Consider the following 23,322-nt stretch of genomic DNA (forward strand, 5'->3'; position numbering starts at 1 on the left):
TACCAAAGCAGCAGCAGGTAAAAACTCTTCACAGGGAGCGTTACAACAGGGCTTTAGCCGGCATCTGAAACAAGCGCCTGAGCGCAAGGCACACAGAGCTCCGAGTACGCACTTTCTTTGCCGATGTCGGTTGCAAATTTCCAGCAGCGTGGGCATTTTGTACCATCGGCTGGTAAAACTACAACCGTTACGCCTTCTTCGCTTAATTGCGCAAGACAATCATTTGATGACTTCATCGCATCTGGAACTAACTCACACTGCGACGTTATGAAAATAGCACTCAGCTCAGAAGCCAGGCTCAGAAGCTTTTTCTCGATGTCTTTATTTTCAATACTGATGAGAACTTTCGACTCAAGTGAGCTGCCAAATTTACGCGCGGCTCTCGCTGATTCAAGAGCTTTATTGACGACGTAGCGCACTTTTATAACGTCAGACCAAAACTCATCCAATTCAGCCTTTAGGTAGTCCGTCCTCGGTTTAGGGAAATCCGTCAGCAATACACTCTTTTGCTTGCCGCGCAGATTTTCCGGCATATGCTGCCAGATGTCTTCTGCCAAGTGAGGAGTGACAGGCACAAGCACACGCACAAGTGTATTGAGCAGTTCAGCTAATACAGTCTGTACAGCTCTTCTACTTTCAGATTTCTTGCCGCCCGTGTAGAGACGATCTTTAACGATATCAAAGTAGAAGCTGGATAGATCAACAACACAGAAGTTTTGCAGCAGTTGATAATATTTGAAAAACTCGAAGCGATCAAAGTCTTCGGTAATTTCTGTAGTTATCTCTTGCAGTTTGTGCAAAATGTATGCATCTAGCTTAGATAGCTTGTCGTATGAAACGGCGTCTTTTGCCGGGTCAAATCCATGTAAGTTACCCAAAAGATATCGAGCAGTATTACGCAGCTTTCGATAGACTTCGGACAATTGGGCAAGCAGATTCTTGCCAATCGGCACATCATCCGTGTAATTAACTGAAGCAACCCACAAGCGCAAAACATCTGCACCGTATTGTTTGATTACTTCTTCCGGCTCAACCATATTTCCGAGTGATTTGGACATTTTTCGTCCTGACTCATCAACAATGAAGCCATGTGTTAGTACCGTCTTGTAAGGCGCGCGATTATGTACTGCCACGCTTGTTAATAGAGAAGACTGGAACCAACCACGGTGTTGGTCGCTGCCTTCCAAATAAAGTTCGCACGGTGTTCCGCGCAACTCTGGTCGTTGATCGATAACAGCAGCGTGTGAGACTCCTGAATCGAACCAAACATCCATGATGTCGGTTTCTTTATCAAAGCTTGAGCTACCGCATTCGCACTTAAACTTCCCTTGCAAGAAATAGTCAGCATCCTTTTCCCACCAGGAGTCGGATCCTTCCTTTTCTACAATTGCTGCTACAGCGTCCACAGTTTCCTTAGTCAAAAGCGGTTTGCGACATGGATTACAGTAAAACACTGGTATCGGCACGCCCCAAGATCTTTGACGGCTTATGCACCAGTCAGAACGATTCTCCACCATTGTATAGATGCGATTACGGCCGGATGTCGGATGCCAGGAAACAGTATCTATAGCTTCTAAAGCTTGCTTACGAAAGCCATCAACAGAAGCAAACCACTGCTCAGTGGCTCTGTAGATAACAGGCTTTTTGCAACGCCAGCAATGGGGATAACTATGTCTGAAAGGAGCATGGAAAACAAGTTTGCCCGATTCTTTCAAAACTTCAATTATTGACTCATTGGCCTTGTTGTAACGCTGTCCTACAAATTGGCCACCTTCTTCGGTGAAGAAGCCGCGGTTATCTACTGGTGACAATACGCCTAATTTGTATTTGCCACCAACCTCAAAGTCCTCAAGACCATGCCCGGGAGCTGTGTGCACACATCCGGTGCCGGCTTCTGCTGTTACGTGATCACCAAGAATCACAAGTGATGTGCGATCGACAAACGGATGTTGTCCAGTGAGTTTTTCTAGTTTAGCGCCTTCAATTTTGGCAATTGTTTTTACATCGCCATTTGTCCAGCCATTGCTCTCACCAACAGTTGAAAGAAACGCTTCTTTCAAAGCATCGGCGACAACCAATATTCCCTGGTTGGGTGTTTGCAAGAAGTGATATTCAAATTGTGGATGAAGTGCGATACCTAAATTAGCAGGTAAGGTCCAGGGAGTTGTTGTCCAAATAACGAAGGAGACTTCTTGTCCATCTGGAAGTTGCACAGGCAATTTTGCACGGGATTCTTTTGTCACCGCAAATTTGACAAAGATAGATTCCGATGTGTGATCGGCATATTCAACTTCTGCTTCAGCTAGTGCTGTTTCGCAGTTGGCGCACCAATAGACCGGCTTTAATCCCTTGTAGAGGTAGCCAGCCTGCGCCATTTTTCCAAACACCCGCAATTGCGCCGCTTCAAATTTGGGATCAAGAGTCACGTATGGATGCGCCCAGTCACCCCAAATGCCCAGGCGACGGAAATTGACTTCTTGCCCTTTCAAGTTGGACAAGGCAAACTCTTTACATTTACGCCTCAGTTCCACCGGCGTAAAAGCTGCTTTGCCGCCTTTTACATCCTTTAGAACTGCGTTTTCAATAGGTAAGCCGTGACTGTCATAGCCAGGCACATACGGTGAATAGAAGCCCTGTTGAGCTTTGTACTTGGTGACGATGTCTTTCAACGTCTTGTTGAGAGCGTGCCCCATGTGGATTTTGCCGGCACTCAAGTAAGGCGGTCCGTCATGGAGGACAAATTTCTCCGCCTTATCTCTATTTGCAAGATTTTGCTCGTAAATCTTCTCGTCATCCCACATACGTTGGAATTCCGGCTCTCTGACGGCACTGTTGGCCTTCATGGAGAACTCAGTCTGCGGCAAATTTACGCTATAGGTCTTTTCAGCCATTTCTTACAAAACGCTCCAATGGTTATACGCCGCTATTTGGCGACGGTTAGACAAAATTGTAAACTAATTAGTCAATTACTAATAGCAATTGTGAACTTGGCATGACTACTGCTACACAATAGTGGTAGTCGTTATAAACCGTTCTAATGAGGTCCCGTGGACAAAGTCAAAAATACTGCTTTCAAAGCCGCCCAGGAAGCCGGAAAACTGCTGAAAGAACGCATGGGCAACATCAAGCAGGTCGATTATAAGAGCGCCTTCAATATCGTTACCGATGTAGACAAGGCTTCTGAAAAACTTATTTTGCAAATTATCAAGGACGCCTTTCCGGACGATGCCATCCTGGCAGAGGAAAGCGGGTCGTCAGTGCAGAAAAGCAATAGACGCTGGCTAATTGATCCTCTAGACGGCACAACCAACTACACTCATGCCTATCCGTTTTTTGCTGTCTCTATTGGTTTTGAGCTCGACGGAAAAGTCGTATTTGCCACAGTTTTCAATCCTGTTTCCAATGAAATGTTCTGGGCTGAAAGAGGCAAAGGTGCTTTTTTGAACGACAGTCAGATTCGGGTTTCCACTGTCGATAAGCTGGAAGCTAGCTTGCTCGCCACTGGTTTTCCACCAGATACAGGCGCAGAGTCCGACAACAACATCAATGAATTTGCCACCCTAACCTCAGCCTCGCACGGTGTGCGTCGCGACGGTTCTGCGGCTCTGGATCTTTCATTTGTTGCATGCGGACGCTTAGATGGTTTTTGGGAAACGAAACTTTCACCGTGGGACATAGCTGCCGGCGGTCTAATTGTTGAAGAAGCAGGTGGCAAATTGACCAATTTGACAGGTGGTCCGCTGGAATTAACCAGCGGCTATATTCTTGCCACCAATGGTCTCATTCACGATCAGGTACTTGGTTCATTGGCACAATTAAGACAAGCTACTCTCGTAAAGGAGGTATCTGGTGACTGAAAAATTATCAGTGTGCTTTATCTGGCACATGCACCAACCTCTTTACAAAGACCGAGTGTCCGGACAATACCTTTTACCATGGGTGCGCTTGCATGCCATCAAAGATTACTTAGACATGCCTTTATTGCTGAAGGAATTCAGCAATATTCGCCAGACGTTCAATATGGTGCCTTCACTGATAGAGCAACTGGAAGATTATGGTTGGCATAACGCCGTCGATAATCAATTACTACTTACGACGAAATCAGTAGATGAGTACACAACAGCCGACAAAGTGTATATCCTCACTCACTCTTTTCACACTCACCTCGAGCGTCAAATCAAACCGCATAAGCCATATTTTGAATTCTATCAACGCAGACAAAAGAATTTAGATCGCGGTCAGACTTTCCAGTCGATGGTCTCGGAATTCACCAATCAAGAATTTGCCGATATGGCTACATGGATGAATCTTGCCTGGTTCGATCCGCTTTGGTACAGCAAGATGCATGAGCTGACCAAATATCTTGACCAAGGCAAAGACTTTTCATTAGAGCAGCGCAAACGCCTAATTGAAATTGAACGCGAACTTATTCGCCAAATAATTCCTGTCTACAGGCAAATGCAGGAAGCCGGACAAATTGAAGTCATAACGTCGCCTTACTATCATCCGATATTGCCGTTACTTATTGACTCCAACGTTGCTCGATTTCCGGCACCCGGAGTAAAGCTGCCGGAAAAGCTTTATTTCCATCGTGATGACGCACGCAAACAGTTAGATAAGGCAGTAAATTTTTACGAAGACATGATGCACACTCGCCCGCGTGGTATGTGGCCATCCGAACTTGCTGTAAGTCCTCCCGCTATTGAACTCATTGCCCAAAGCGGTATCAAGTGGATTGTCCTCGATGAAGCCTTGTTGACTAAGACTACTGGACTGCCAATACTGCGCGATGATCATGGAAACTTGAACAATCCGGAACTCCTTTGCCAGCCGTATAGATTACAGATTGGCGAACAACACATAAATGTAATTTTTCGCGAAGTTGTTACATCCAACGAGATTAGCTTCTCCTATGGCGGCAGATCATCTGAGGAAGCAGCAACTGCTCTCTACATGCGCATCAAACATATCCAGCAAAAACTTTTCAACTGGCAAAGAGAAGGTATTGTGGCAATTGCCCTCGATGGAGAAAATTGCTGGGAAACATATGAGCAAGACGGTGATCCTTTCTTGCGGGAACTCTACAAACGATTGTCCGGCGACAACAGTCTCAATATTTGCACCGTCAGCGAATACCTAGACAATCACCCGGCGTCAGCAGAATTGCACAACATCCATAGCGGCTCTTGGATCAATGCTGATTATCATATTTGGATTGGCGACCCCATGAAAAACAAAGCTTGGGATTTGCTCAATCGCACAAGACATTTCCTTGCCTCGGCAATGCACAACGAAACACATTCAATGGATCAACTAACAAAAGCCTGGGAAGAAATCTATACAGCAGAAGGCAGTGATTGGTTCTGGTGGTTTGGCGAACCAAATACTTCTGCAGATGACGCCATGTTTGATCAACAATTCCGCCTGCGTTTGCAGAACGTGTACAAGATTCTCGGGCAATCTTATCCAGCTGATTTGGACATTTCCGTTCAAGAACAAGTCTATGGCAAGCCTCACACTCCTAGTGGCGTCACTCACTAGCGCATGGCATTTATCCTGCTTTTCAGTATAGTTATCCTATTTACCAGTATATTTATAATACTTTCTACAACTTGATACCAAACCAGTTGAGAATTTGAAGACTTCTATCCAGCAACTTGGCATTGTTTTCCATGCTTACTTTTAGAGTGCGTCGGTCGCGCATTGAAATAAGCGCCTTTTTCCAAACATCAACACCTGAATTTGGATCCTTGCCCTCACTAAGTAAACCATCAATTATGTCTCTTCTAGATGCTTCACACTGTCTGGCTTCTTGCAATCGAGACTGTGTTGTCTCAGCGCGTAGGAGCTTAGCGTAACTTTCAAGTATACTTGCCTCAAGAGCTTTGGCATCAGCAACCTTAGAGATCTTTTCCAACTCTAACCTTGCCGCCTTCAAACAGCTTTCTGCTTGATTCATCTTGTTTTGAACTCGGAATACTTCTCCAAGCCAACTTAAAACTCTAACTTTATCCTCAGAGTCAAACCTCTCGGATCTATCTGCTGCCTTGACCATATTGTATAGAGTCATAGCCCAGGCTTCTGCTTCGGCATATTTTCCTTGAGCAAACAATTCTTTGGAGAAGCTATGAGCATTATAAGCAACGTGCACCAGTGCATCTAGTTTCTCAGCATCGTTCGGCACTCTATCATCTGGTTGAGTTCTTCCTCTCGGATTAGATCTCCAAGACTCTAATTGACTTGTGATATCAGCAGGAAGCCTGTCGCCTTGTTCGAATTTTAAAACCCGGGGCTCAGCTGGACTCAAAGCAAACTGGTCAGCTATCGAAGCGCTTGTAGATTCCAAAGAGTCATTGACTGTTGAATTACGTTCATGTTTTGCAATCAACTCTTTGATCTTTTCATACCTAAGGGTCACTGATTCAAATTCTTCAGGAGACAATACACGACCTTCTTCGTTGCGATAGTGGTCATATAATCTACCCTCTACAACACGTCTTTCTTTGACAAGCTTGGACAATATCGCCTCAGCGGCACTTTCTGCGGCCTTAGCTTCTGAAACAACCTTACCTGGAACTCTCATCAAATCGCCGTAGGACACTTCCTTGTTCTGATCGAGAGCCCTTTTCATGGAGCCTGGAACTTCTCCACCAACCTCGACTACTTCAGTATCTGCTTGCGGTCTACCACCACGAGCATTTTGGCGATAGACAATTTCGCCGTCTCTAACTTTTGGCGCAACTCTCGCCCAACCTATAACGGAATTCTTCAATAACTCAACAGGAACCTTGCCAAAATGGAAATCAAGCTTCGTATTCATCATCGGACGTTCATTGCCATGAGCATCAGCGAAGTTGACACGCTTTATCAGATTGCCGTCGCGTACGAAAAAGACCAGTTTATCTCCAGGAATTTCTTTGCTTCCTGCATTTGCCGAAGCAAAAGCATCAGCAAGAAGTTCATTTTCCAGACGCAAATCTAATTCCATCGCGTCATGATCATCTTTGTTATAGAACTTCTTCTGTCGTGTTTGCGGCTTTTCTACTGACGTTTCGACCTGGGACTCGCTCTTGGTCTGAGACTCATGAGCTGCTTGCTCTTGCGGTACTGAATTCGTACTTTCAGACTGCCCTGCAGCAGCCTCGTCAGCTTTCTTGGCAAAATGCTCTTGCTTGGATTTAGGCAACTGCTCCTTAAATCCTGGCTCAATTCCCATTATCCGACCGTAAATACCCTCTGGTGATCCCTGAAGGCGTGCTTCGAGATCGATGTCGAGGTATTCCTTTGCACGAGCATTAATGGGAGCCGCATTCATCGTATTAGTGGTGACCGCTGACTCAGGTTTTGCCTGTTCAATCGCTTCCAAAGTTGCCGATACTGTCTCTTCAGAAACAGGTCCTAGCGCCGACTTTTCATCTTTGATAGCCAACAAGCGTTTATCAATTACTTTGCGCTGTTTCTTGTTGAGCAACCCAGTTTGTATTCCATCTGCTCTTGCCTGCTCATGCATAGCTAATTGATCTAAAAGACCTTTTTCTTCCTTCTCTAGCGCTGCTAGTGGATCAAACCTACCTGCTGGGTCAGCTATATCCTTAGCCTCTGACTTTTGAGATAGAACTTTAGCACGCAAGTTTTCAATAAATGATGCTTCTATAGAACAAACACCGTCTTCGCATTTAGGTACATTTGCCTCCACAACGACATCTGAAACCACCAAGGGTGCCTGAGGCTCCAAGGATTTGAGTTCGCGATGGACATCTGTCTTGAAATCAAACTGACTAAGCTTCTTATCTAATCGAGAAGTAAGGAAAAACTCTTTGTAATTACCACAATCGGCAAGTCGAGAAGGCACTTCGCCGACAATTCCTAGAAGTGGCCTGTTGCCAACATGTGGAGAGCCGAAAATTGCTGCTCCTTTAACGATATCGCTACCAATCAAGTTAAAGTCGACAACGCCTCTTCCAATATCCTTAAGGGGATAGTTGAAGGTCCGCCCGGCAACATGGTCATTCGTGAAAGTAACTAAACGTCCTTTTTCATCAACAAAAACAACGTAGGCATCCTCAGGATATTTGTTATCGCGTAGTCCCTTGCGAGCCTCAATGAACAAATCACGAACAAGCGGAGCATCCTTTGCAGCACGCAGAATTTCACTGGCGAAAATCTTATTGGCATTCAGAGCCCTGTCAACCCTAGCCTCAACAATATGCGGCGCGGCAGACGTCTCAATACTGCTCAACAGCATTTCAGCTAAGGTCTCGTCATTCTTTTCGCGCCTTAGCGATCGCACTTCATCCAGGAATACTCCTCTCTTTTCCTTAGGAGTATTGCTAAACAACTCCGCACCAAGGTCATCAGAAGCCTTCTTGCGGCAGACGTTAAACGCTTCTTTGTCGCGTTGTCGTTTTACAGCAGACAAATCTTCAAATGTTTCCGTATCAGCCGGTCTGCCTTTACGTATCGCCTGCTCATTCAGCAGTTGAAACGTTTCAATCTTTGGACTGAGATCTATTTCGTTGGTTTTTGTTTCAGCTTTGCTTGATGAATCGGCCGCTTTAGTAGACTCTGTTCTAGTTTCCGGCAGACTTTGATTAGCACGCTGTTGTGCCTTCTTATTTCGACGAGCTTTGCTCATCGCCATGTAGAAAGGCGACTCGGCCACATCGTGCGGATTGCCTAGCGGATGTCCACTACTTTCCAAGCCAACAGGAACAGTAGAGGCAAGCTGAGGCTTACCCTTCCAGCTAGACATAGCATGATGTATGCCGTGCTCGCCCACAAATCCTATGTGAGCGCCTAAAATACCGACCGCATTGTCTGCAACAAACTTGCCTGACAGTTTCTGAGCCCGGGAAACGTTATTTCTGTAATTGCCTGACTCATATGCGTGCTTCTTAAGATCTAGCAACTGTCCAACAGTCTGTCCGGAGTCCCAAGCAAATTTACCAAGAATACCTGTATTTATAAGTCCGCCAATAATACGGACAGGAGCAGGTCTTAGCTGGTTTGTCATCCAGGATAGACCAATACCTAAAGCCGCACCCTCACCCAACGCGCCCCACACTTCCCCAGTGCGCACACCTTCTTGAAGAGATTCGCTTGCCTGCGGCAGGAGACCTTTCGCGGTATCCAGCCAAAAATTTCCATCGGAGAAAAGACTTTGAGCCAGATTATGCTCAACTGAATGCTTATTTGCATTATCCCGTGACTCGCTGAATTTCTCTGTCATCTGCTTCCTCTGCTAAGCACAAAATCCTTGGCAGAGATAATAGAGATTCGTACCTATATAGTCACTGGGACAAACACGCTGTGATACGTGAAATTCCCACAAGATTTAATCCGGCAGGTTACTTATTGTCGAAGATATTGAAAAATGGTGAGTCTTCCGGCAAGGTAGCGCCATAATCAAGCATTTTGAGATTTCCATCTTTGTCCAGGCCGGTTTGGGCAGCGCGCTTGTGATTATCCCAAAAGACATATCCGGCGTCACTTAATTGCCCTGCCAGACGGTGCACTCGAGGATCCTTATCATTCAGCATCACAGGGTCAACTTTCTCCTGAAAATAGAAGTATGATTTTTTGGAGCGGTTCTTCTTGCAGCCTTCCTCAAATCGCTTCGACCAGAGAGGTGAAGTTCTCGGCACCTCAAAAGCTCTGGTGCCTGTAAGTTCAGTGAATGGCGCAAAGTCATCCGGCACGGCCGTCTTTGTTATCTTGAACACTGAGTTCATCAATTTTTCATCGTGAAATATTGGATTGTCGGATTGAGGTCCGTTTGTCACTTGATTCCATGCCATTTCAGGTCTGTTACTTTGAAGTGAGCTTAAAGGTCTGGGTTCCGCAGCAATAAATTTGCCGTCTTCAAAACGACCAACGTCACGAACTTGAATTTGCATTTGTCCCCGTCTAAAGACTATGGATTCTCCACCATACTCGATGTCTCCCCTCTGGCACCGCAAAGGAAGATTTTTCAGATGTCTCGCATACGTGCCGATCAAATCAGGATGAAATATATCGGTAAAATGAGTATCTTTCGATAATTCATGCAACCACTCGCTGACTGTTTTATTCTCAGCGAATACTGCTTCCGTTTCCCGAATGGCTGCCTTTACATTCTCCGGCACCACAGCTTCGCCAATCTTCTCCACTTTGATTTTGCCGGTTGGTTTTACTATAGGCTCGACGTTAGCTTCCCACCGAGGCAATTGTTTGTTCTGCATCGTATGAAGTTCAGGAGCTTTACTCATCGCCAAATGGAATGGCGACTCTGACACATGTCCACCGCTAGCTCCGGCAGGAACCATTGCAGCCACATATGGACTATTCGACTTTCGTCCGGCAAAATGAACGAGATTGTTCAAATGTGGTTCCGATAAGTGTCCTATCGAACCGCCAATGGCACCAAGAATATTGTCAGCAAGAAACTTTCCAGTTATTGCTTGTGCAGCAGTAACGCCACTTGCATAGTCTCCAGACATGAGGGCTTTGTCTTTTAGATGACCCAATTGTCCCAGAGTCTGTCCGGTATAAGCAACACCGCTAAGTCCAATAGCAGACGTAATTAGTTGTCCAACTATTCGTGTAGGAGCAGGTCTTACCGTGTTACACATCCACTTTAGACCAATGCCTAATGCAGCACCTGTGCCTATCGCATTCCAGGACTCGCCCTTGCTGAAGTCTATAGAGCGCCCAGCTTCTGAAAGAGTGCCTTTAGCAACATCAGACCAAAAACCAGATTCGGAATGCAATCGGGTATGAGCCAAGCTTTGTTCACTAGCCTTCCATCCAATTTCACGACTGCTAATTTTGTCTGCCATTGCATCCTCGAGAGCAAACTGATGGCAGAATGATAAGTATTCCCTTCTATGTTGAAACTGGGGCAATTACGCTAGAACGCGTAGAAACCGCACCAGATTTAAGGTTGCGGTTGTTTTCTGAGATTATTGAGAGGAAATAGCGGTGCACTAGCGCATCATCAGTAAGTTCTGGATGGAAGCTTGTAACCAGCAAGTTATTTTGGCGAGCCATAACTATACCTTCCTCAATCGACGCCATAACGTTCACAGATGGACCGCAGGAAAGAATTATGGGCGCACGAATGAACACAGCGTTGAATGGCTCGTCACGCAATTGTGGAATAGGTACTTCTCGTTCTGAGCTAAATCGCTGCGAACCAAAAGCGTTACGTCTGACTCTTATGTCCATCAAGCCCAAGCGCCCCTGATTGGATCCTTCAATTTCCTTAGCCAGGAAAATTGAGCCCATGCAGGTGCCATAGACAGGCATTCCAGCAAGGGCTCTTTCCTGGATGTCATCCATGATTGCATCAAAGGCTTCGGCACCTGTTAGTTTGGCAATTGTCGTAGACTCGCCACCTGGAATTATCAGTCCATCGACTGCGGCCAATTCCTTGCTACGCTTTATCTCAATAGGGTGGGCTCCACATGCGTCAAGAAGACGCATGTGTTCTGAGACCGCACCTTGCAAAGCCAGAACTCCAACTACAGGACGAGTTGTCGGCATGTTACCACCCTCTGAGAGCCAAGGCTTCTTGAGGAGTTAGACTCTTAGCTGTACGGCCGACCATTGGCTCACCCAGATTGCGGCTAACTTGCGCAAGTATTTCAGGGTCGTTGTGGAATGTTGTTGCTTTGACAATTGCCAAAGCACGCTTAGCCGGATCGCCGGATTTGAAAATGCCGGAGCCGACAAATACACCGTCAACACCAAGTTGCATCATTAATGCGGCATCAGCCGGTGTAGCAATGCCGCCGGCGGCAAAGTTAACCACAGGCAATTTGCCTTCATCAGCTACTTGATTGACCAGTTCAAACGGTGCGCCAATTTCCTTAGCGTAAGTCATACGCTCTTCAGGAGCCATTACAGTCAACTTTCTTATCTCACCAAGTATAGTGCGAGCATGACGAACCGCTTCGACAACATCGCCTGTGCCGGCTTCGCCCTTTGTACGAATCATCGCTGCGCCTTCACCAATTCTGCGAAGAGCTTCGCCCAAGTTGCGCGCGCCACATACAAATGGAATCGTAAATTCCTTCTTGTTGATGTGGTATTCCTCATCAGCAGGTGTCAATACTTCACTTTCATCGATACAGTCAACACCGAGCGATTCAAGAATTTGTGCTTCCACAAAATGCCCGATGCGTGCTTTAGCCATCACTGGAATGGACACGGCATCGATAATGCCTGCGATAAGTTCCGGATCGCTCATGCGAGCAACACCACCGGAAATTCTAATATCGGCAGGTACGCGCTCCAATGCCATAACGGCAACAGCACCGGCTTCCTCAGCTATTTTCGCTTGCTCGGCATTAACCACATCCATGATTACGCCACCTTTGAGCATTTGCGGCAAAGCTTTCTTAACTAGATTTGTACCTGTTTTGATTTGAGTAACCATTTTCTTGTACCTCAGTTTACGTTAATGCAGGATCCCTTAATAACAAGTCCTTTGAATTTCTGGTTGCTAGACGTGTCTTCAGATAAAGTCGTATAGCTTTTGCCAGTCGTTGAATACCTTCTTCAATTTTTCTTTCATCAATTTGCACAAATGATAGTCGCAAATATTCCTGTCTATCACCGGCAAAGAAAAACACATCGCCTGGAATAAATGCTGTTCCTTCTCTTTCCGCATAGGCTAAAAGATCACGCGAAGAACATCCTGTCGGCAGACGCAGCCAAAGCGACATACCGCCATCCGGTTTAGTCCAAGTAACTTCGCCATGTAAATGCTTATCCAATGCGGCAAGCATGGCATCCTTTCTGCGTCCATATAATTGCCGAACGTCTTCCAGATGCTTGTCATAGAGTCCACGCTTCAAATACTCAGCAAGCAAGACTTGCGACATAGTATTGGTTGTCACATCGCGCATGCGTTTAGTAGACCGCAGACGACCCATCAATTCTTTCGGTGCCAATAGCCAGCCAATACGGAAGCCTGGAAAAAGGGTTTTTGAAATTGTCCCTTGATGAATGACCAGACTATTCGGTCCGGAAAGTGCTCTCAAAGGTGGTGGTCCCGGTTTGCCATAATACAAATCACCGACAACATTATCCTCTAATACTGGTAATTGATAACGTTCTGCCACTTGCAGTAACTGGCGTCTTTTCTCAAGCGAAATTGTTGTTCCAGTTGGATTTTGAAATGACGGTGTCACATATAAAAGTTTTGCTCTCTGATTCACAAGCATACTCTCAAGCATGTCGACACGTAATCCGCTGTCATCAATAGGCAATGGCATGCAGCGAGCCTGGCTGGACTTAAAATCACAGAGGGCTAAGTGATATGTCGGCTCTTCAGCAATAATGGCATCGCTTGGATCAACCAGAGTCGATGTGACTATATCAATGCCTTGTTTAGAGCCGTTGACGATCAATATCTCATCGTTACCGACATCAATTCCCTGTTTCTTCAGTATTTTTTGAATTTCAGCAATCAGTGGTGGATAACCATCGGGAGCACTGAAGGCAAACAATTCGGCGAGCCTGTCCTGGCTGTTAAATCCTGCGAGAATTTTTTGGAACTCTTGCCATGGATAAAGCTCTTGATTCGGAATGGAATTGGTAAAGGCAATAGCCTCCTTAGGCAGAGGCTGCATCGGCAAACGACTAAACAATGAATACGATGCATCTTTTGAACGAGCAAACTTTTCGGACCACGCAATAGGCAATGAAACATTTGCTGTATAACTCACAGGCTTGACTGGCGGCAGACTTCGTCCACCACTTTTGACAAAAGTACCGCGACCGACATGGCTTTCAATAAGTCCGGCAAGTTGTAATTCAAGATAAGCTCTGGCGACTGTGGAACGATCTACATTCAACAAGGTTGCCAATTCCCTGTTGGTTGGCATTTTTGTACCGTCTGGCAATTGTCCGGACACGATGGCATCGTCAATCCGCCGCATGATTTGCTCATACATTGGACTCGACTTGTCCTTTGAGCTTTTGCCTATGTCAGAGAGTATACCCAGCCAATTCATGTAATTTTTCTCATTTCCATCCAGCCAATCCATCCAGCCAATTTATCTACCACTCCCAGAAACCAACCGGCTCCGCCTCCCTACCAGAGGCAATTGGCTCAGCCAACATAATCCCAGCGTACAAAGTATTGGCTGGACTGTCAATCCAGCCAATTAATCATTTGGAACGCCACTCACGCTTCTATTTAGGTATAGTGGTGCGATGAAAAAGACCGATGGAAACCTCTTACTACTTTTGACATTCCTGTCCGCAGTTTGCTTCCTGCCTCTGCTAGGCAGCTTTGGAATTTTCGACCCAAGCGACGGCTGGTATTCAGAAGGCGCGCGCGAAATGCTGGAGTTGGGTGACTATTTAACTCCCCATCTCAATTACAAGCCATGGCTGGAAAAACCCATTCTTGTCTACTGGCTCATCATTGGCTCCTACAAGTTATTCGGAGTAAGTGAATTTGCCGCTCGTTTTCCCTCCGCCCTGTGCGGTACATTGCTAGTCTTAGGAACATTTGTCTTTTCCCGCCAATTTGTCAGCCAGCGTGCTGCATTTTTAGCTGCTATTACACTTCTGTCCTCACCCTTATTTTTGGTCGTCGGACATTTTGCTTTGACCGACATGCCGTTAGCGCTTCTCGTATCAGCATCAGCCGCTTTGTTATTTTCAGCACTGCGCACAAGTCGCGCATGGCTCATTTACCCTGCATATGTAGTAGCCGGGCTAGCTGTTCTTCAAAAAGGTCCGATTGGACTTTTCCTAACCGGCATTGGTCTTTTGCTGTATCTACTCGTAACCAGCCGCTCGCCAAAGGAATTCTTGCAATCAGTTTTACGGCTCAATCCATTCGTCGGGCTTTTGATAGTCCTTGTAGTTTCACTACCTTGGTACATAACAGAATCAATAATTACCAAAGGCGCATTCTTGCAAGAATTTTTCGGCAGGCAAACTTTCTCTAGAATTTCCGGCACACTTGATCACTTATTACCATTTTGGTTTTATATTCCGGTCGTGTTAGCCGGCACTTTCCCCTGGTCACTATTCATCATTGGAAGCACAAAACAAGTTATCCAGAGCTTGAGAGATCGCTTCAACGAAAACCAACAACTGACAATTTTTTGTTTTCTATCAAGTGCTGCTATTTTTCTATTCTTCTCAATTGTGCCGTCTAAATTACCCACGTACATAATTCCAGTTCTACCGACTGCAGCCGTTGTCACTGGTATCTATATCGACAGACTCATCCAAAGAGGTCGCGTGAAAGATATCTTTTGGACCGCGCCAATAATGCTCACTCTTGCCGCCATCATGCCAATTCTAGCTATGGGAAAATTTGCTCAGGAAGCAAAGCCATTTGCATCGCTGACAATCGTCGCCATTGCTTTGGTATTGAGCTGGCTTGCTTATCTAATTCTATTAGTCAAAAACAAATTGCAAACAGCCATTATGCTTCTTACTGCCAGCAGCCTCATCGCTGTAGCAATCTGCGTACCGGTGACTCTCACTCTCTACCAACGCGCGCATCTCAAAGACTTCCAAGATCTCGTCATCTGGTGCAAGAGTGCCGACATCCATCCAATGGTTTTCACAAGCTTGAAACCATCGGCTTCCTTCTACACTCACTACGCCGTGCCACCAATTACTTCCGATGAACACTTTGCCAAACTACTCATCGAAAACAAAGACGGTATGCAAATCCTTATCAGCGACAAAAAACTACAAAATATCCGATTGCTGCCGTTCAAAACAAGTGTTCAAACAGTCAGACACGAAGGGGCGTGGAATTTAGTCAAAGTCAGTCTTATACCTTAACGCTGTCCTTCTTGGGACGCAGCTCAGTTAACCCGCCCAAATAAGGCTGTAAGGCTGTCGGTAATCTGACGCTGCCATCTGCCTGTTGATAGTTTTCCAGAATGGCGGCAAGTGTTCTGCCAATAGCCAGACCTGAGCCGTTAAGCGTATGCATAAAGCGCGGCTTGCCACCGTCAGTTGGACGGTAGCGCAAATTAGCCCGGCGCGCTTGGTAGTCGCCGAAATTACTGCACGAACTTATCTCACGATATTTGTCTTGAGCTGGAAACCACACTTCAATGTCAAAAGTTTTCTGCGAACTAAAGCCCATGTCGCCGGCACAAAGTAATGCGCGTCTGTAAGGCAGCTCAAGTGCTTCCAGAATTGCTTCTGCATCTAGAGTCAAAGCTTCTAGTTCATCAAAAGATTTTTCAGGAACGCAGAATTTGACCAGCTCAACTTTATTGAATTGATGCTGGCGAATATATCCGCGCGTGTCTTTGCCTGCAGCTCCTGCCTCACGTCTGAAATTTGGGGTGTAAGCGCAATGATTGATGGTCAATTGCTCTTCTTCTAAAATCTCATCACGATATAAATTGGTTACAGGCACTTCTGCTGTCGGCACCAAGAAAAGATCGTCTTCGGCACACTTGTACAGGTCTTCGCCGAACTTAGGCAACTGACCTGTGCCAATTAAGCAATCACGATTAACAAGAATGGGCGGAAATACTTCACGATAGCCACGCTTGCTGTGCAAATCGAGCATAAAGTTCATCAAGGCACGTTCCATCTTAGCGCCCATTTCCATGAGTACCGTGAAACGTGATTCGGCAATTTTTACACCGCGCTCAAAATCAAAGACATCAAGCTCTGTTCCTAATTCCCAGTGGTGCTTAGGATTATTTATCGCCGGGATTTTTCCCCAGGTCTTAATTTCAACGTTGCCTGTTTCGTCTTTGCCATCAGGAACACTTTCGTGAGGCAGGTTAGGAATACCCAGACGCAACGAATCCAACTCTTCCTCGAGGGCGACCTTCTCTTTTTCAATCTCTTCGCGCTTGCCCTTAAGCTCTTTGCTTTCGGCGCGCAGTTGTTCAATCTGGCTCTTGTCTGCTTTGCCCGTCTTGAAAAGCTCGGATATTTCATTAGTCCGTTGATTCAGCAATTCCCATTGAGTTTGCAAATCACGAAAGCGTTGGTCAACCTTAACAAGCTCCGCCACGCTGAATTGACCATTGCGACGAGCAAGGGCCTTTTCAACCTCGGCGGCGTTTTCACGAATTAATTTCAAATCGAGCATAGTTTTTGAACTTTTTGGATGCTCAAACGTCTTTATAGAAAGGGCGTTTGATGGAGGGTGAAATGCCATTATATACAAAGGGTAAGGCGCCTGCAGGACATCTTGCCAGACTTGGCGAGGATGCGGCTGCCGATTTTTACACAAAACAGGGATACAGAATCCTGGCTCGCAACTGGCGGGCTGGGCGTTTTGCCGAAGTCGATCTCATAGCACTCAGTCCTGATGGGCTTTTTGTCTTTGTCGAGGTCAAAACTCGTTACAAGCAGTCAGACTACAATTCCGTCCAGAACGGCTTCGATGCAATCACCTACAGAAAGCAGCAAAAAATTGTTACATCAGCCAGAATTTACCTCGCTCGCAATGGGCTATGCGAGACCCCTTGCCGTTTTGACGCAATTGCTATTGCCTTCGACAGGAAAGCTGTTTCTGAAGGTTCTGTCGGTCAACCGGAGATTATTCAGGTGCAATCAGCATTCTAACTGAGAAAAATCCAATCTACTTAGTGATTTTCCCAGTGACATGACAGTGTGCATTTGTTAGCCTGTAGAGCCCTATAAATTCTTAGATTGGTGCGCGGTGATGACTTCTAAAAACGCCCTTGTAAAAGCGTTCGAAAAACTTTTTGGGCAGGGCGAAATTCCTGCTGAAACTCACACGCCTCAAGAGCTGCAGGTGATTTCCAATCGCCTTAAGCAATTGAGAACGAGTTTTCAGAATCCGAAAGCCAAACAAAAGAACAAACCGAAAGTATTTTTTGGCGCCAGTCGCAGAGCAATAGACCTCATGCCCGGCCCTCTTGCACACAGCCAGGCTGAAACGACACAAACAGCTGACGTGAAGTTCCATCAGCTTTTAATCAACTTAGAGGGCGCCCAAGTTACAGGTTGCTTCAAAATTGTCTCGCCTATCACCAGATCGCGATCGGCTATTTTGCTTTATCGTGGACGCTCACTAGGTTGTGTTTTTGGCGAACGTACTCTCGAGCATCAAATATTTTCAGAAGAAGGTCTGGCATGCGCCCTTGAAGATCTTTCTTCACCGGACAATACACTCATTGTGCACCAGTTACCCGAAGACATAGTTCTAGCGGCAGCTTCTCTGTTTCAAGGACAGCCGCTCGGAATAAGCCACCAACAATCAGCCAAAGATTATTTCCAGGCAGCAATGGACCTGCTTCTGGAATCAACATCACCTGGTTGCATTGTCGTCAAACAAAAACATGACGATGCCATGGCAATGGTTTACATCACTCGCAGCAAAGTAGTTGGAATCTACTCCAATCGCGATGGTTGGCTCGACCCAAACCAACTAAGTACATTGTTCGACTTAACAGGCACTGACGAAGTAGAGATAAGCGGCAGCGTCCTGCTTGTACAAAATGGCGACCAAGCATATTTATTGGGCACAAGCCTTTCCGGTCTGAGCAACAGACGATTCGGAATTGGTCGTGGAGCCGACTCTTTACAAGCAAAAATTAGCGCCCGACAACATCGTTGGCACTCAAAGAAAGACAATCGAGGCTTTATCAATCAATCGCCTGAGCACGAACTATTGGCAGAATCCGGCGAATATCAGAGTATTCGCAGCATTCAAACAATCAGCTCATCAAAATACGCCTACCTAATCAAGCCGTAAATCATTGACCCGACATGCTACGATGTGGCGGTGAATAACTCGCCGAATACCAGCATTCGTCCTATTACTGCTCGCACCAATTCGCTTGGACACCTGGAAATTGGTGGAGCTGATACTACTGTCTTAGCCGAACAATTCGGCACACCTTTGTGGATTATGGACGAGGCAACAATTGCTCAGTCTGCCAACGCCTGCAAGGACGGACTCAAGGACTCTAAATATCCAGACTGGCAGGTGCTTTACGCAGGCAAAGCTTTTCTTTGCTTGGCAATGTGCCGTTTAACGGAAATGCTCGACCTGGGTCTTGATGTTGTCTCTTACGGTGAACTGCACACAGCCATGCAAGCCGGACTGTCAGGTGAGTCTGTCTATTTGCACGGAAATAACAAATCCAGAGAAGAAATTGAAACGGCTATAGCCAACAATGTTCGCATCGTTGTCGATTGCGAATCAGAACTGCATCTCATTGCCGAATTAGCGAAAGCAAAAAATACTACGGCAAAAATTCTCTTGAGAGTGACACCAGGTGTTGAGCCAGATACGCACCACTATATAAAGACAGGGCAACATGACAGCAAATTTGGTCTAGCGCTGGAAGAAGTAACCCGAATTGCCAAACAAGCTCAGACTCTTGCACCCTCTGTGTTGCTACTCGGGTTGCACGCGCATATTGGCTCACAATCACACGATATCGGTCCATACTTGGATATAGTCGATATCATGGCCGATTCTTACGCCGAGTTGAAATCTCGGGGTGTGAATTTGACTCACCTCGATGTCGGCGGAGGCTTAGGCATAACCTACACGGAGCAAGACAAAGCAACACCTATTTACGACTGGTCGCGAGCCATCGGCAAGAAAGTACAAGAAAGCTTTCAGCAAAGAAATCTCACACTGCCGAAACTGTTAGTCGAGCCAGGTCGCGCAATTGTCGGCACTGCAGGTGTAACAATCTATAGAGCCGGCAACCAAAAGGTTTTGCCGGGTGATCTCACCTATGTATCGATAGACGGCGGAATGGCCGATAATCCCCGCCCCGTTACCTATCAAGCAAAGTATTCTGCTTGTGTGGCAAACAGGAATGAAAATTCCAACGGAAAGAGGATTACCTTGGTCGGCAAGTTTTGCGAATCAGGTGATGTTCTTATCAAAAACATTCAACTAAATGCCGACACAGGAGATTTGATAGCCGTATTCAGCACCGGCGCATACAACTACAGTATGTCCTCCAATTACAATCGCACAGGGCGTCCTGCCTGCGTGTTGGTCAAGGACGGAGTTGCCAACGTTATCATCGAACGGGAAAATGCCGACGATCTGTTAAGACAAGATCGCATTCCGGATTATTTAAGGGCAAAAAAGGCGAGAAATTGTGCCGTCTGAGGCATATAATCGTTATGGTAGCCCTCATTAGGAAACAACTTCCTTAATACGGGGCGGCAAGCGGGTAGGTGACAAAGTGAATCCTCTTAAAGAGCTCACAATTGATTTCAGCATCTTGCAGACGGCAATCTCGCATGCCGATTGGCTGTCCCTAGCTAGACTCTTTATCGAGCTTTTCATCATCTTTTACGCGATCGTATGGCTCTGGGGCCGCATAAGAGGCACACAAGCCGAACGCTTAGTCAAAGGCTTGATGACACTAGTCGGCATTTGTATTGCCTCCTGGGCGCTAGGTTTCACATTAATTACATCGATTCTGCAATCCCTGATTCCCGTAGCTCTTCTGGGTATTCTCATTATTTTCCAGCCGGAGATTCGTCGAGGTTTAGGTTATTTAGGTCGCGGTAAAGCGTTTCGCATCGACCTTTCACTAAGAGACAGCGAAAAGCACAGATCACGAATGGTCATTCAAGAAATCATTGCTGCCGTTCGCGAACTTTCGCGCATCAAATGTGGTGCCCTCATTGTGGTTGAGGAGCCGGAAGCCGAATGGGACTACTTAACACCAGGCACACCTGTAAACGCCGATGTATCGCATGATCTTCTTTTGAGCATTTTCCATACTGCTTCTCCATTGCATGACGGTGCGGCAATTCTGCGCAAAGACAAAATTGTTGCAGCTGGGGTAATTCTTCCTATAACAGACAATCCTAAATTGAGTTATCGTTATGGCACACGTCATAGAGCAGCTTTGGGACTTTCCGAAATTTACGATGGGCTTTGCATTGTTGTTTCAGAAGAAACAGGAGCTATCTCTCTTGCCAGTCGCGGCATGCTTATGCGCCTCAATGACGCAGATGAATTGAATGACCCGCTTTCATACATGTACGATCACGAAAGCACAGATAGACCATCAAATCCTTTGCAATTGTTTCTCTCTGTCTTTGGCAAACCAAGGCGCGGTCCAATTGGCTTCAAAGGACAGATGGGCAGAATTATCGAAGAAAAGCCTCAAGCTGAGTCTGAAGAGCCGGAAGGCGAACCAGTCTAGCCGGCCGACAAAAGCTCGTCCACGACACGCTTAGCAGCGTCTTTGCGATTTGCTGCTTTGACAATTGGACGTCCAACCACAATGTAATGAGCACCATTAGCAATTGCGTCAGCTGGGGTTACAACCCGCACTTGATCATCCTGTCCAGCCCAAGTCGGGCGAATGCCTGGTGTAACAATTACAAAATCCCGACCACAGGCTTCTGCTATAAGCGTTGCCTCGCTAGCAGATGCAACCACTCCATCAGCCCCGGCAGATTTAGCCAACAACGCCAGCTTCTTCACCTGACTTTCAACTTGTCCGGCAATGCCAATTTCATCGTTCATTACTTGCTGAGACATGCTGGTTAATACTGTTACAGCCAGAAGAATAGGCTTGGCTCCGTTTGCCTTCGCACAAGCTTCTACGGCAGCTCCTATCATTTTCGAGCCGCCGGCGGCGTGCACATTAAACATCTTCACGTTGTGAGCGACTACAGCGGCGCTTGCAGCAGCGACTGTGTTGGGAATATCGTGAAACTTGCCGTCAAAGAAGACCGGCAACGACTCCTGGGAAAACCAGGATAAAAGAGCAAGCCCTTCTCTGCTGTAAAGCTCAAGTCCTACTTTGAACATGCCGACTTCATTACGCAGCTCGTCAGCCAGCTTTTGCGCTTCAGCCAAAGTGGGCACATCCAGCGCAACAATCAAATTCTCTTTGCCAGCCATGATTCAACCCACCAAAAATTAAGACGCGCTCATACTAGCACGCCAGGCAGGCTCGAGTGAGACTCGTATTACTTAGCGACTGCCTTATCGCGGTTATAACGCTTCTGGAAGCGATCTACGCGACCTTCCGTGTCGATGATTTTCTGCATGCCAGTGAAATATGGGTGGCAGTTGCTGCAAATTTCTACTCTAATATCCGAGCGTGTCGAACCAAGCTCGACTTTGCCACCGCAAACGCAAGTTGCGGTTATTTCGTGATACTGAGGATGGATTCCTTCTTTCATCTTTACATCCCGGGAAAAATTAATCTAGAACGAAATATCATAGCAGACGCAAAGAGGGGTCGACCAGAAGAGAAACAACCTTTTAAGATTTGCCCTGGCTACCTTTACGGGCTCTCATCAATGGCTATTCGCAGACCGAAAGGACCTTGGTCTTAATCTGGTGTTCTATACACTGCTCAAGCGATTGGCGCAGCGTAGTTTTTGCTTTCCAGGAAAAGACTTTGTCGATTTTGCTTACATCAGGAATACGCATACGTACATCATCGGCATAAACAGGCAAATGCTCGTAAGAGAGACTATAGCTTTGCGGCAATAGCTTGCGCTCTTTTGCTATTTGAACAATCAACTCTGTCAATTGCAAAATAGTGACCGGCTCCGGATTTCCAATATTGAAGGTTTCATTCACTGCTTTTGCATCCAGCGAATAGGTCGCAATAGCTTCCGCTACATCAAAAATATTGGTAAAGCAACGAACTTGTTGCCCGTCACCCAATACCTTCAATGGTTGTTGTTTTTCAACGATTATTTTACGAATCATGTCAGCGAAGACATGACTCACACCTTGATCTTCCGGTGACTCAAAGGGAGTGATGATGTTGAATGGACGCCAGATAGTGTACTTAGTATCGTATTGTTCGTGAAAAGACTTAACTACTCTTTCGCCTATGTATTTGGATAGTCCATAGGAAGTTGACATAACTTGTGAAAGATCGGCATCTTCCTCTTTGTGAGGAACAGTTTTTGATCTTTCGTAGACCATACTTGAAGAAAGATAGATAAAATGACGAATCTTGTCTGCACCATGCTTGAGTAAATTCATCGTCATCAAATTATTGTCGACGATAATATCGGCCGGTTTTTCATGAAAGCCAATTACGCCATAAACAAGTGCTGCTGCGTGAAACACAACATCAACTTGATGCTTGCTGAAAAGATCTTTTACGCTTGATGAATCAGTCAAATCCATTTGCATGAATTCGTAATTTCTCTTGCGATCAATGGTGCCGTACCTGGCAAAATTATCAACGCCGATAATGGAATGTCCAAGCTTTTGGAATTCCGGTATCACCATTTGTGCAAGCGATCCCTCGCTGCCGCTAATGAGCATTTTCATGCGATAAATCTCACAGTTCTTGTCTACCAGTCAGGCAGGTTTTAGAGTAGCACAATCCTGCTTTCTGG

At 46.1% G+C, this 23,322-nt stretch carries 17 protein-coding genes; 7 read left to right on the plus strand and 10 right to left on the minus strand.

What is annotated here, in order from left to right; genetic code table 11:
• Positions 1-53: 53 nt before the first annotated feature.
• Entirely contained in the window at positions 54-2,891 is a 2,838-nt protein-coding gene (gene ileS / locus K2Y22_00195) for an isoleucine--tRNA ligase (GenBank protein ID MBX9876852.1), read from the minus strand.
• A gap of 156 nt (positions 2,892-3,047) precedes the next feature.
• Here ileS and K2Y22_00200 point away from each other — a divergent pair, with 156 nt between their 5' ends.
• Together K2Y22_00200 and K2Y22_00205 are read left to right on the plus strand one after the other, a co-directional pair.
• Complete coding sequence (locus tag K2Y22_00200) at positions 3,048-3,857, plus strand: inositol monophosphatase (GenBank protein MBX9876853.1); 810 nt, start codon at positions 3,048-3,050, stop codon at positions 3,855-3,857.
• Entirely contained in the window at positions 3,850-5,541 is a 1,692-nt protein-coding gene (locus tag K2Y22_00205) for a hypothetical protein (protein ID MBX9876854.1), read from the plus strand. The genes K2Y22_00200 and K2Y22_00205 overlap by 8 nt, the downstream gene beginning before the upstream one ends.
• 64 nt (positions 5,542-5,605) lie before the next feature.
• Here K2Y22_00205 and K2Y22_00210 read toward each other — a convergent pair whose 3' ends face one another.
• From K2Y22_00210 to K2Y22_00230, 5 genes are all read right to left on the minus strand, one after another.
• Positions 5,606-9,229, minus strand: a complete 3,624-nt coding sequence (locus tag K2Y22_00210) for a hypothetical protein (GenBank protein ID MBX9876855.1) — start codon at positions 9,227-9,229, stop codon at positions 5,606-5,608.
• Positions 9,230-9,347: 118 nt separating this feature from the next.
• Complete coding sequence (locus K2Y22_00215; protein MBX9876856.1) at positions 9,348-10,817, minus strand: hypothetical protein; 1,470 nt, start codon at positions 10,815-10,817, stop codon at positions 9,348-9,350.
• Between the two features lie 46 nt (positions 10,818-10,863).
• Positions 10,864-11,523, minus strand: coding sequence for a pyridoxal 5'-phosphate synthase glutaminase subunit PdxT (gene pdxT / locus K2Y22_00220; protein ID MBX9876857.1), 660 nt, complete (start codon positions 11,521-11,523; stop codon positions 10,864-10,866).
• A 1-nt stretch (position 11,524) separates the two neighbouring features.
• Positions 11,525-12,418 (minus strand): pyridoxal 5'-phosphate synthase lyase subunit PdxS, encoded by an 894-nt coding sequence (pdxS, locus tag K2Y22_00225; protein MBX9876858.1) that lies wholly within the window; start codon positions 12,416-12,418, stop codon positions 11,525-11,527.
• Between the two features lie 16 nt (positions 12,419-12,434).
• Positions 12,435-13,925: a PLP-dependent aminotransferase family protein gene (locus K2Y22_00230; GenBank protein ID MBX9876859.1), complete on the minus strand. Its 1,491-nt coding sequence runs from the start codon at positions 13,923-13,925 to the stop codon at positions 12,435-12,437.
• Between the two features lie 277 nt (positions 13,926-14,202).
• Between K2Y22_00230 and K2Y22_00235 the strand changes: the two genes are divergently transcribed.
• On the plus strand, positions 14,203-15,801 hold the full coding sequence (locus K2Y22_00235) for a glycosyltransferase family 39 protein (protein ID MBX9876860.1): 1,599 nt from the start codon (positions 14,203-14,205) through the stop codon (positions 15,799-15,801).
• Here the strand turns inward: K2Y22_00235 and serS are convergent.
• Positions 15,791-17,080, minus strand: coding sequence for a serine--tRNA ligase (serS, locus tag K2Y22_00240; protein MBX9876861.1), 1,290 nt, complete (start codon positions 17,078-17,080; stop codon positions 15,791-15,793). The two genes, K2Y22_00235 and serS, sit on opposite strands and share 11 nt — an antisense overlap.
• Before the next feature lie 62 nt (positions 17,081-17,142).
• On the opposite strand from serS, the gene K2Y22_00245 reads away from it, so the two are divergent.
• The 4 genes from K2Y22_00245 (at position 17,143) to cdaA (ending at position 21,149) form a co-directional block, all read left to right on the plus strand.
• Positions 17,143-17,559 (plus strand): YraN family protein, encoded by a 417-nt coding sequence (locus K2Y22_00245; protein ID MBX9876862.1) that lies wholly within the window; start codon positions 17,143-17,145, stop codon positions 17,557-17,559.
• Positions 17,560-17,659: 100 nt separating this feature from the next.
• The gene (locus K2Y22_00250; GenBank protein MBX9876863.1) at positions 17,660-18,715 is read left to right on the plus strand and encodes a hypothetical protein; all 1,056 of its coding nucleotides are present in this window, start codon (positions 17,660-17,662) and stop codon (positions 18,713-18,715) included.
• A 30-nt stretch (positions 18,716-18,745) separates the two neighbouring features.
• A complete protein-coding gene (gene lysA, locus K2Y22_00255) occupies positions 18,746-20,098 on the plus strand; it encodes a diaminopimelate decarboxylase (GenBank protein ID MBX9876864.1) in 1,353 nt (450 codons plus the stop codon).
• Between the two features lie 76 nt (positions 20,099-20,174).
• Positions 20,175-21,149, plus strand: coding sequence for a diadenylate cyclase CdaA (gene cdaA / locus K2Y22_00260; GenBank protein MBX9876865.1), 975 nt, complete (start codon positions 20,175-20,177; stop codon positions 21,147-21,149).
• Here cdaA and pyrF read toward each other — a convergent pair.
• The 3 genes from pyrF to K2Y22_00275 form a co-directional block, all read right to left on the minus strand.
• On the minus strand, positions 21,146-21,856 hold the full coding sequence (gene pyrF, locus K2Y22_00265; protein MBX9876866.1) for an orotidine-5'-phosphate decarboxylase: 711 nt from the start codon (positions 21,854-21,856) through the stop codon (positions 21,146-21,148). The two genes, cdaA and pyrF, sit on opposite strands and share 4 nt — an antisense overlap.
• A 68-nt stretch (positions 21,857-21,924) precedes the next feature.
• A complete protein-coding gene (gene rpmE, locus K2Y22_00270) occupies positions 21,925-22,140 on the minus strand; it encodes a 50S ribosomal protein L31 (protein ID MBX9876867.1) in 216 nt (71 codons plus the stop codon).
• A 124-nt stretch (positions 22,141-22,264) separates the two neighbouring features.
• Positions 22,265-23,254 carry an NAD-dependent epimerase/dehydratase family protein gene (locus tag K2Y22_00275; GenBank protein MBX9876868.1) on the minus strand — a complete coding sequence of 330 codons (990 nt, stop codon included), beginning with the start codon at positions 23,252-23,254 and terminating at the stop codon, positions 22,265-22,267.
• Positions 23,255-23,322 lie beyond the last annotated feature (68 nt).

The sequence above is a fragment of the Candidatus Obscuribacterales bacterium genome (assembly GCA_019744775.1).
Lineage (GTDB): Bacteria > Cyanobacteriota > Vampirovibrionia > Obscuribacterales > Obscuribacteraceae > SBAT01.

What these genes read in the sequence shown, in the direction of transcription:
- ileS (MBX9876852.1), bottom strand. Translation starts at nt 2,891, where the DNA reads ATGGCTGAAAAGACCTATAGCGTAAATTTGCCGCAGACTGAGTTCTCC.
- K2Y22_00210 (MBX9876855.1), bottom strand. Translation starts at nt 9,229, where the DNA reads ATGACAGAGAAATTCAGCGAGTCACGGGATAATGCAAATAAGCATTCA.
- K2Y22_00215 (MBX9876856.1), bottom strand. Translation starts at nt 10,817, where the DNA reads ATGGCAGACAAAATTAGCAGTCGTGAAATTGGATGGAAGGCTAGTGAA.
- pdxT (MBX9876857.1), bottom strand. Translation starts at nt 11,523, where the DNA reads ATGCCGACAACTCGTCCTGTAGTTGGAGTTCTGGCTTTGCAAGGTGCG.
- pdxS (MBX9876858.1), bottom strand. Translation starts at nt 12,418, where the DNA reads ATGGTTACTCAAATCAAAACAGGTACAAATCTAGTTAAGAAAGCTTTG.
- K2Y22_00230 (MBX9876859.1), bottom strand. Translation starts at nt 13,925, where the DNA reads ATGCGGCGGATTGACGATGCCATCGTGTCCGGACAATTGCCAGACGGT.
- K2Y22_00235 (MBX9876860.1), top strand. Translation starts at nt 14,203, where the DNA reads ATGAAAAAGACCGATGGAAACCTCTTACTACTTTTGACATTCCTGTCC.
- serS (MBX9876861.1), bottom strand. Translation starts at nt 17,080, where the DNA reads ATGCTCGATTTGAAATTAATTCGTGAAAACGCCGCCGAGGTTGAAAAG.
- K2Y22_00245 (MBX9876862.1), top strand. Translation starts at nt 17,143, where the DNA reads ATGCCATTATATACAAAGGGTAAGGCGCCTGCAGGACATCTTGCCAGA.
- K2Y22_00250 (MBX9876863.1), top strand. Translation starts at nt 17,660, where the DNA reads ATGACTTCTAAAAACGCCCTTGTAAAAGCGTTCGAAAAACTTTTTGGG.
- pyrF (MBX9876866.1), bottom strand. Translation starts at nt 21,856, where the DNA reads ATGGCTGGCAAAGAGAATTTGATTGTTGCGCTGGATGTGCCCACTTTG.
- rpmE (MBX9876867.1), bottom strand. Translation starts at nt 22,140, where the DNA reads ATGAAAGAAGGAATCCATCCTCAGTATCACGAAATAACCGCAACTTGC.
- K2Y22_00275 (MBX9876868.1), bottom strand. Translation starts at nt 23,254, where the DNA reads ATGAAAATGCTCATTAGCGGCAGCGAGGGATCGCTTGCACAAATGGTG.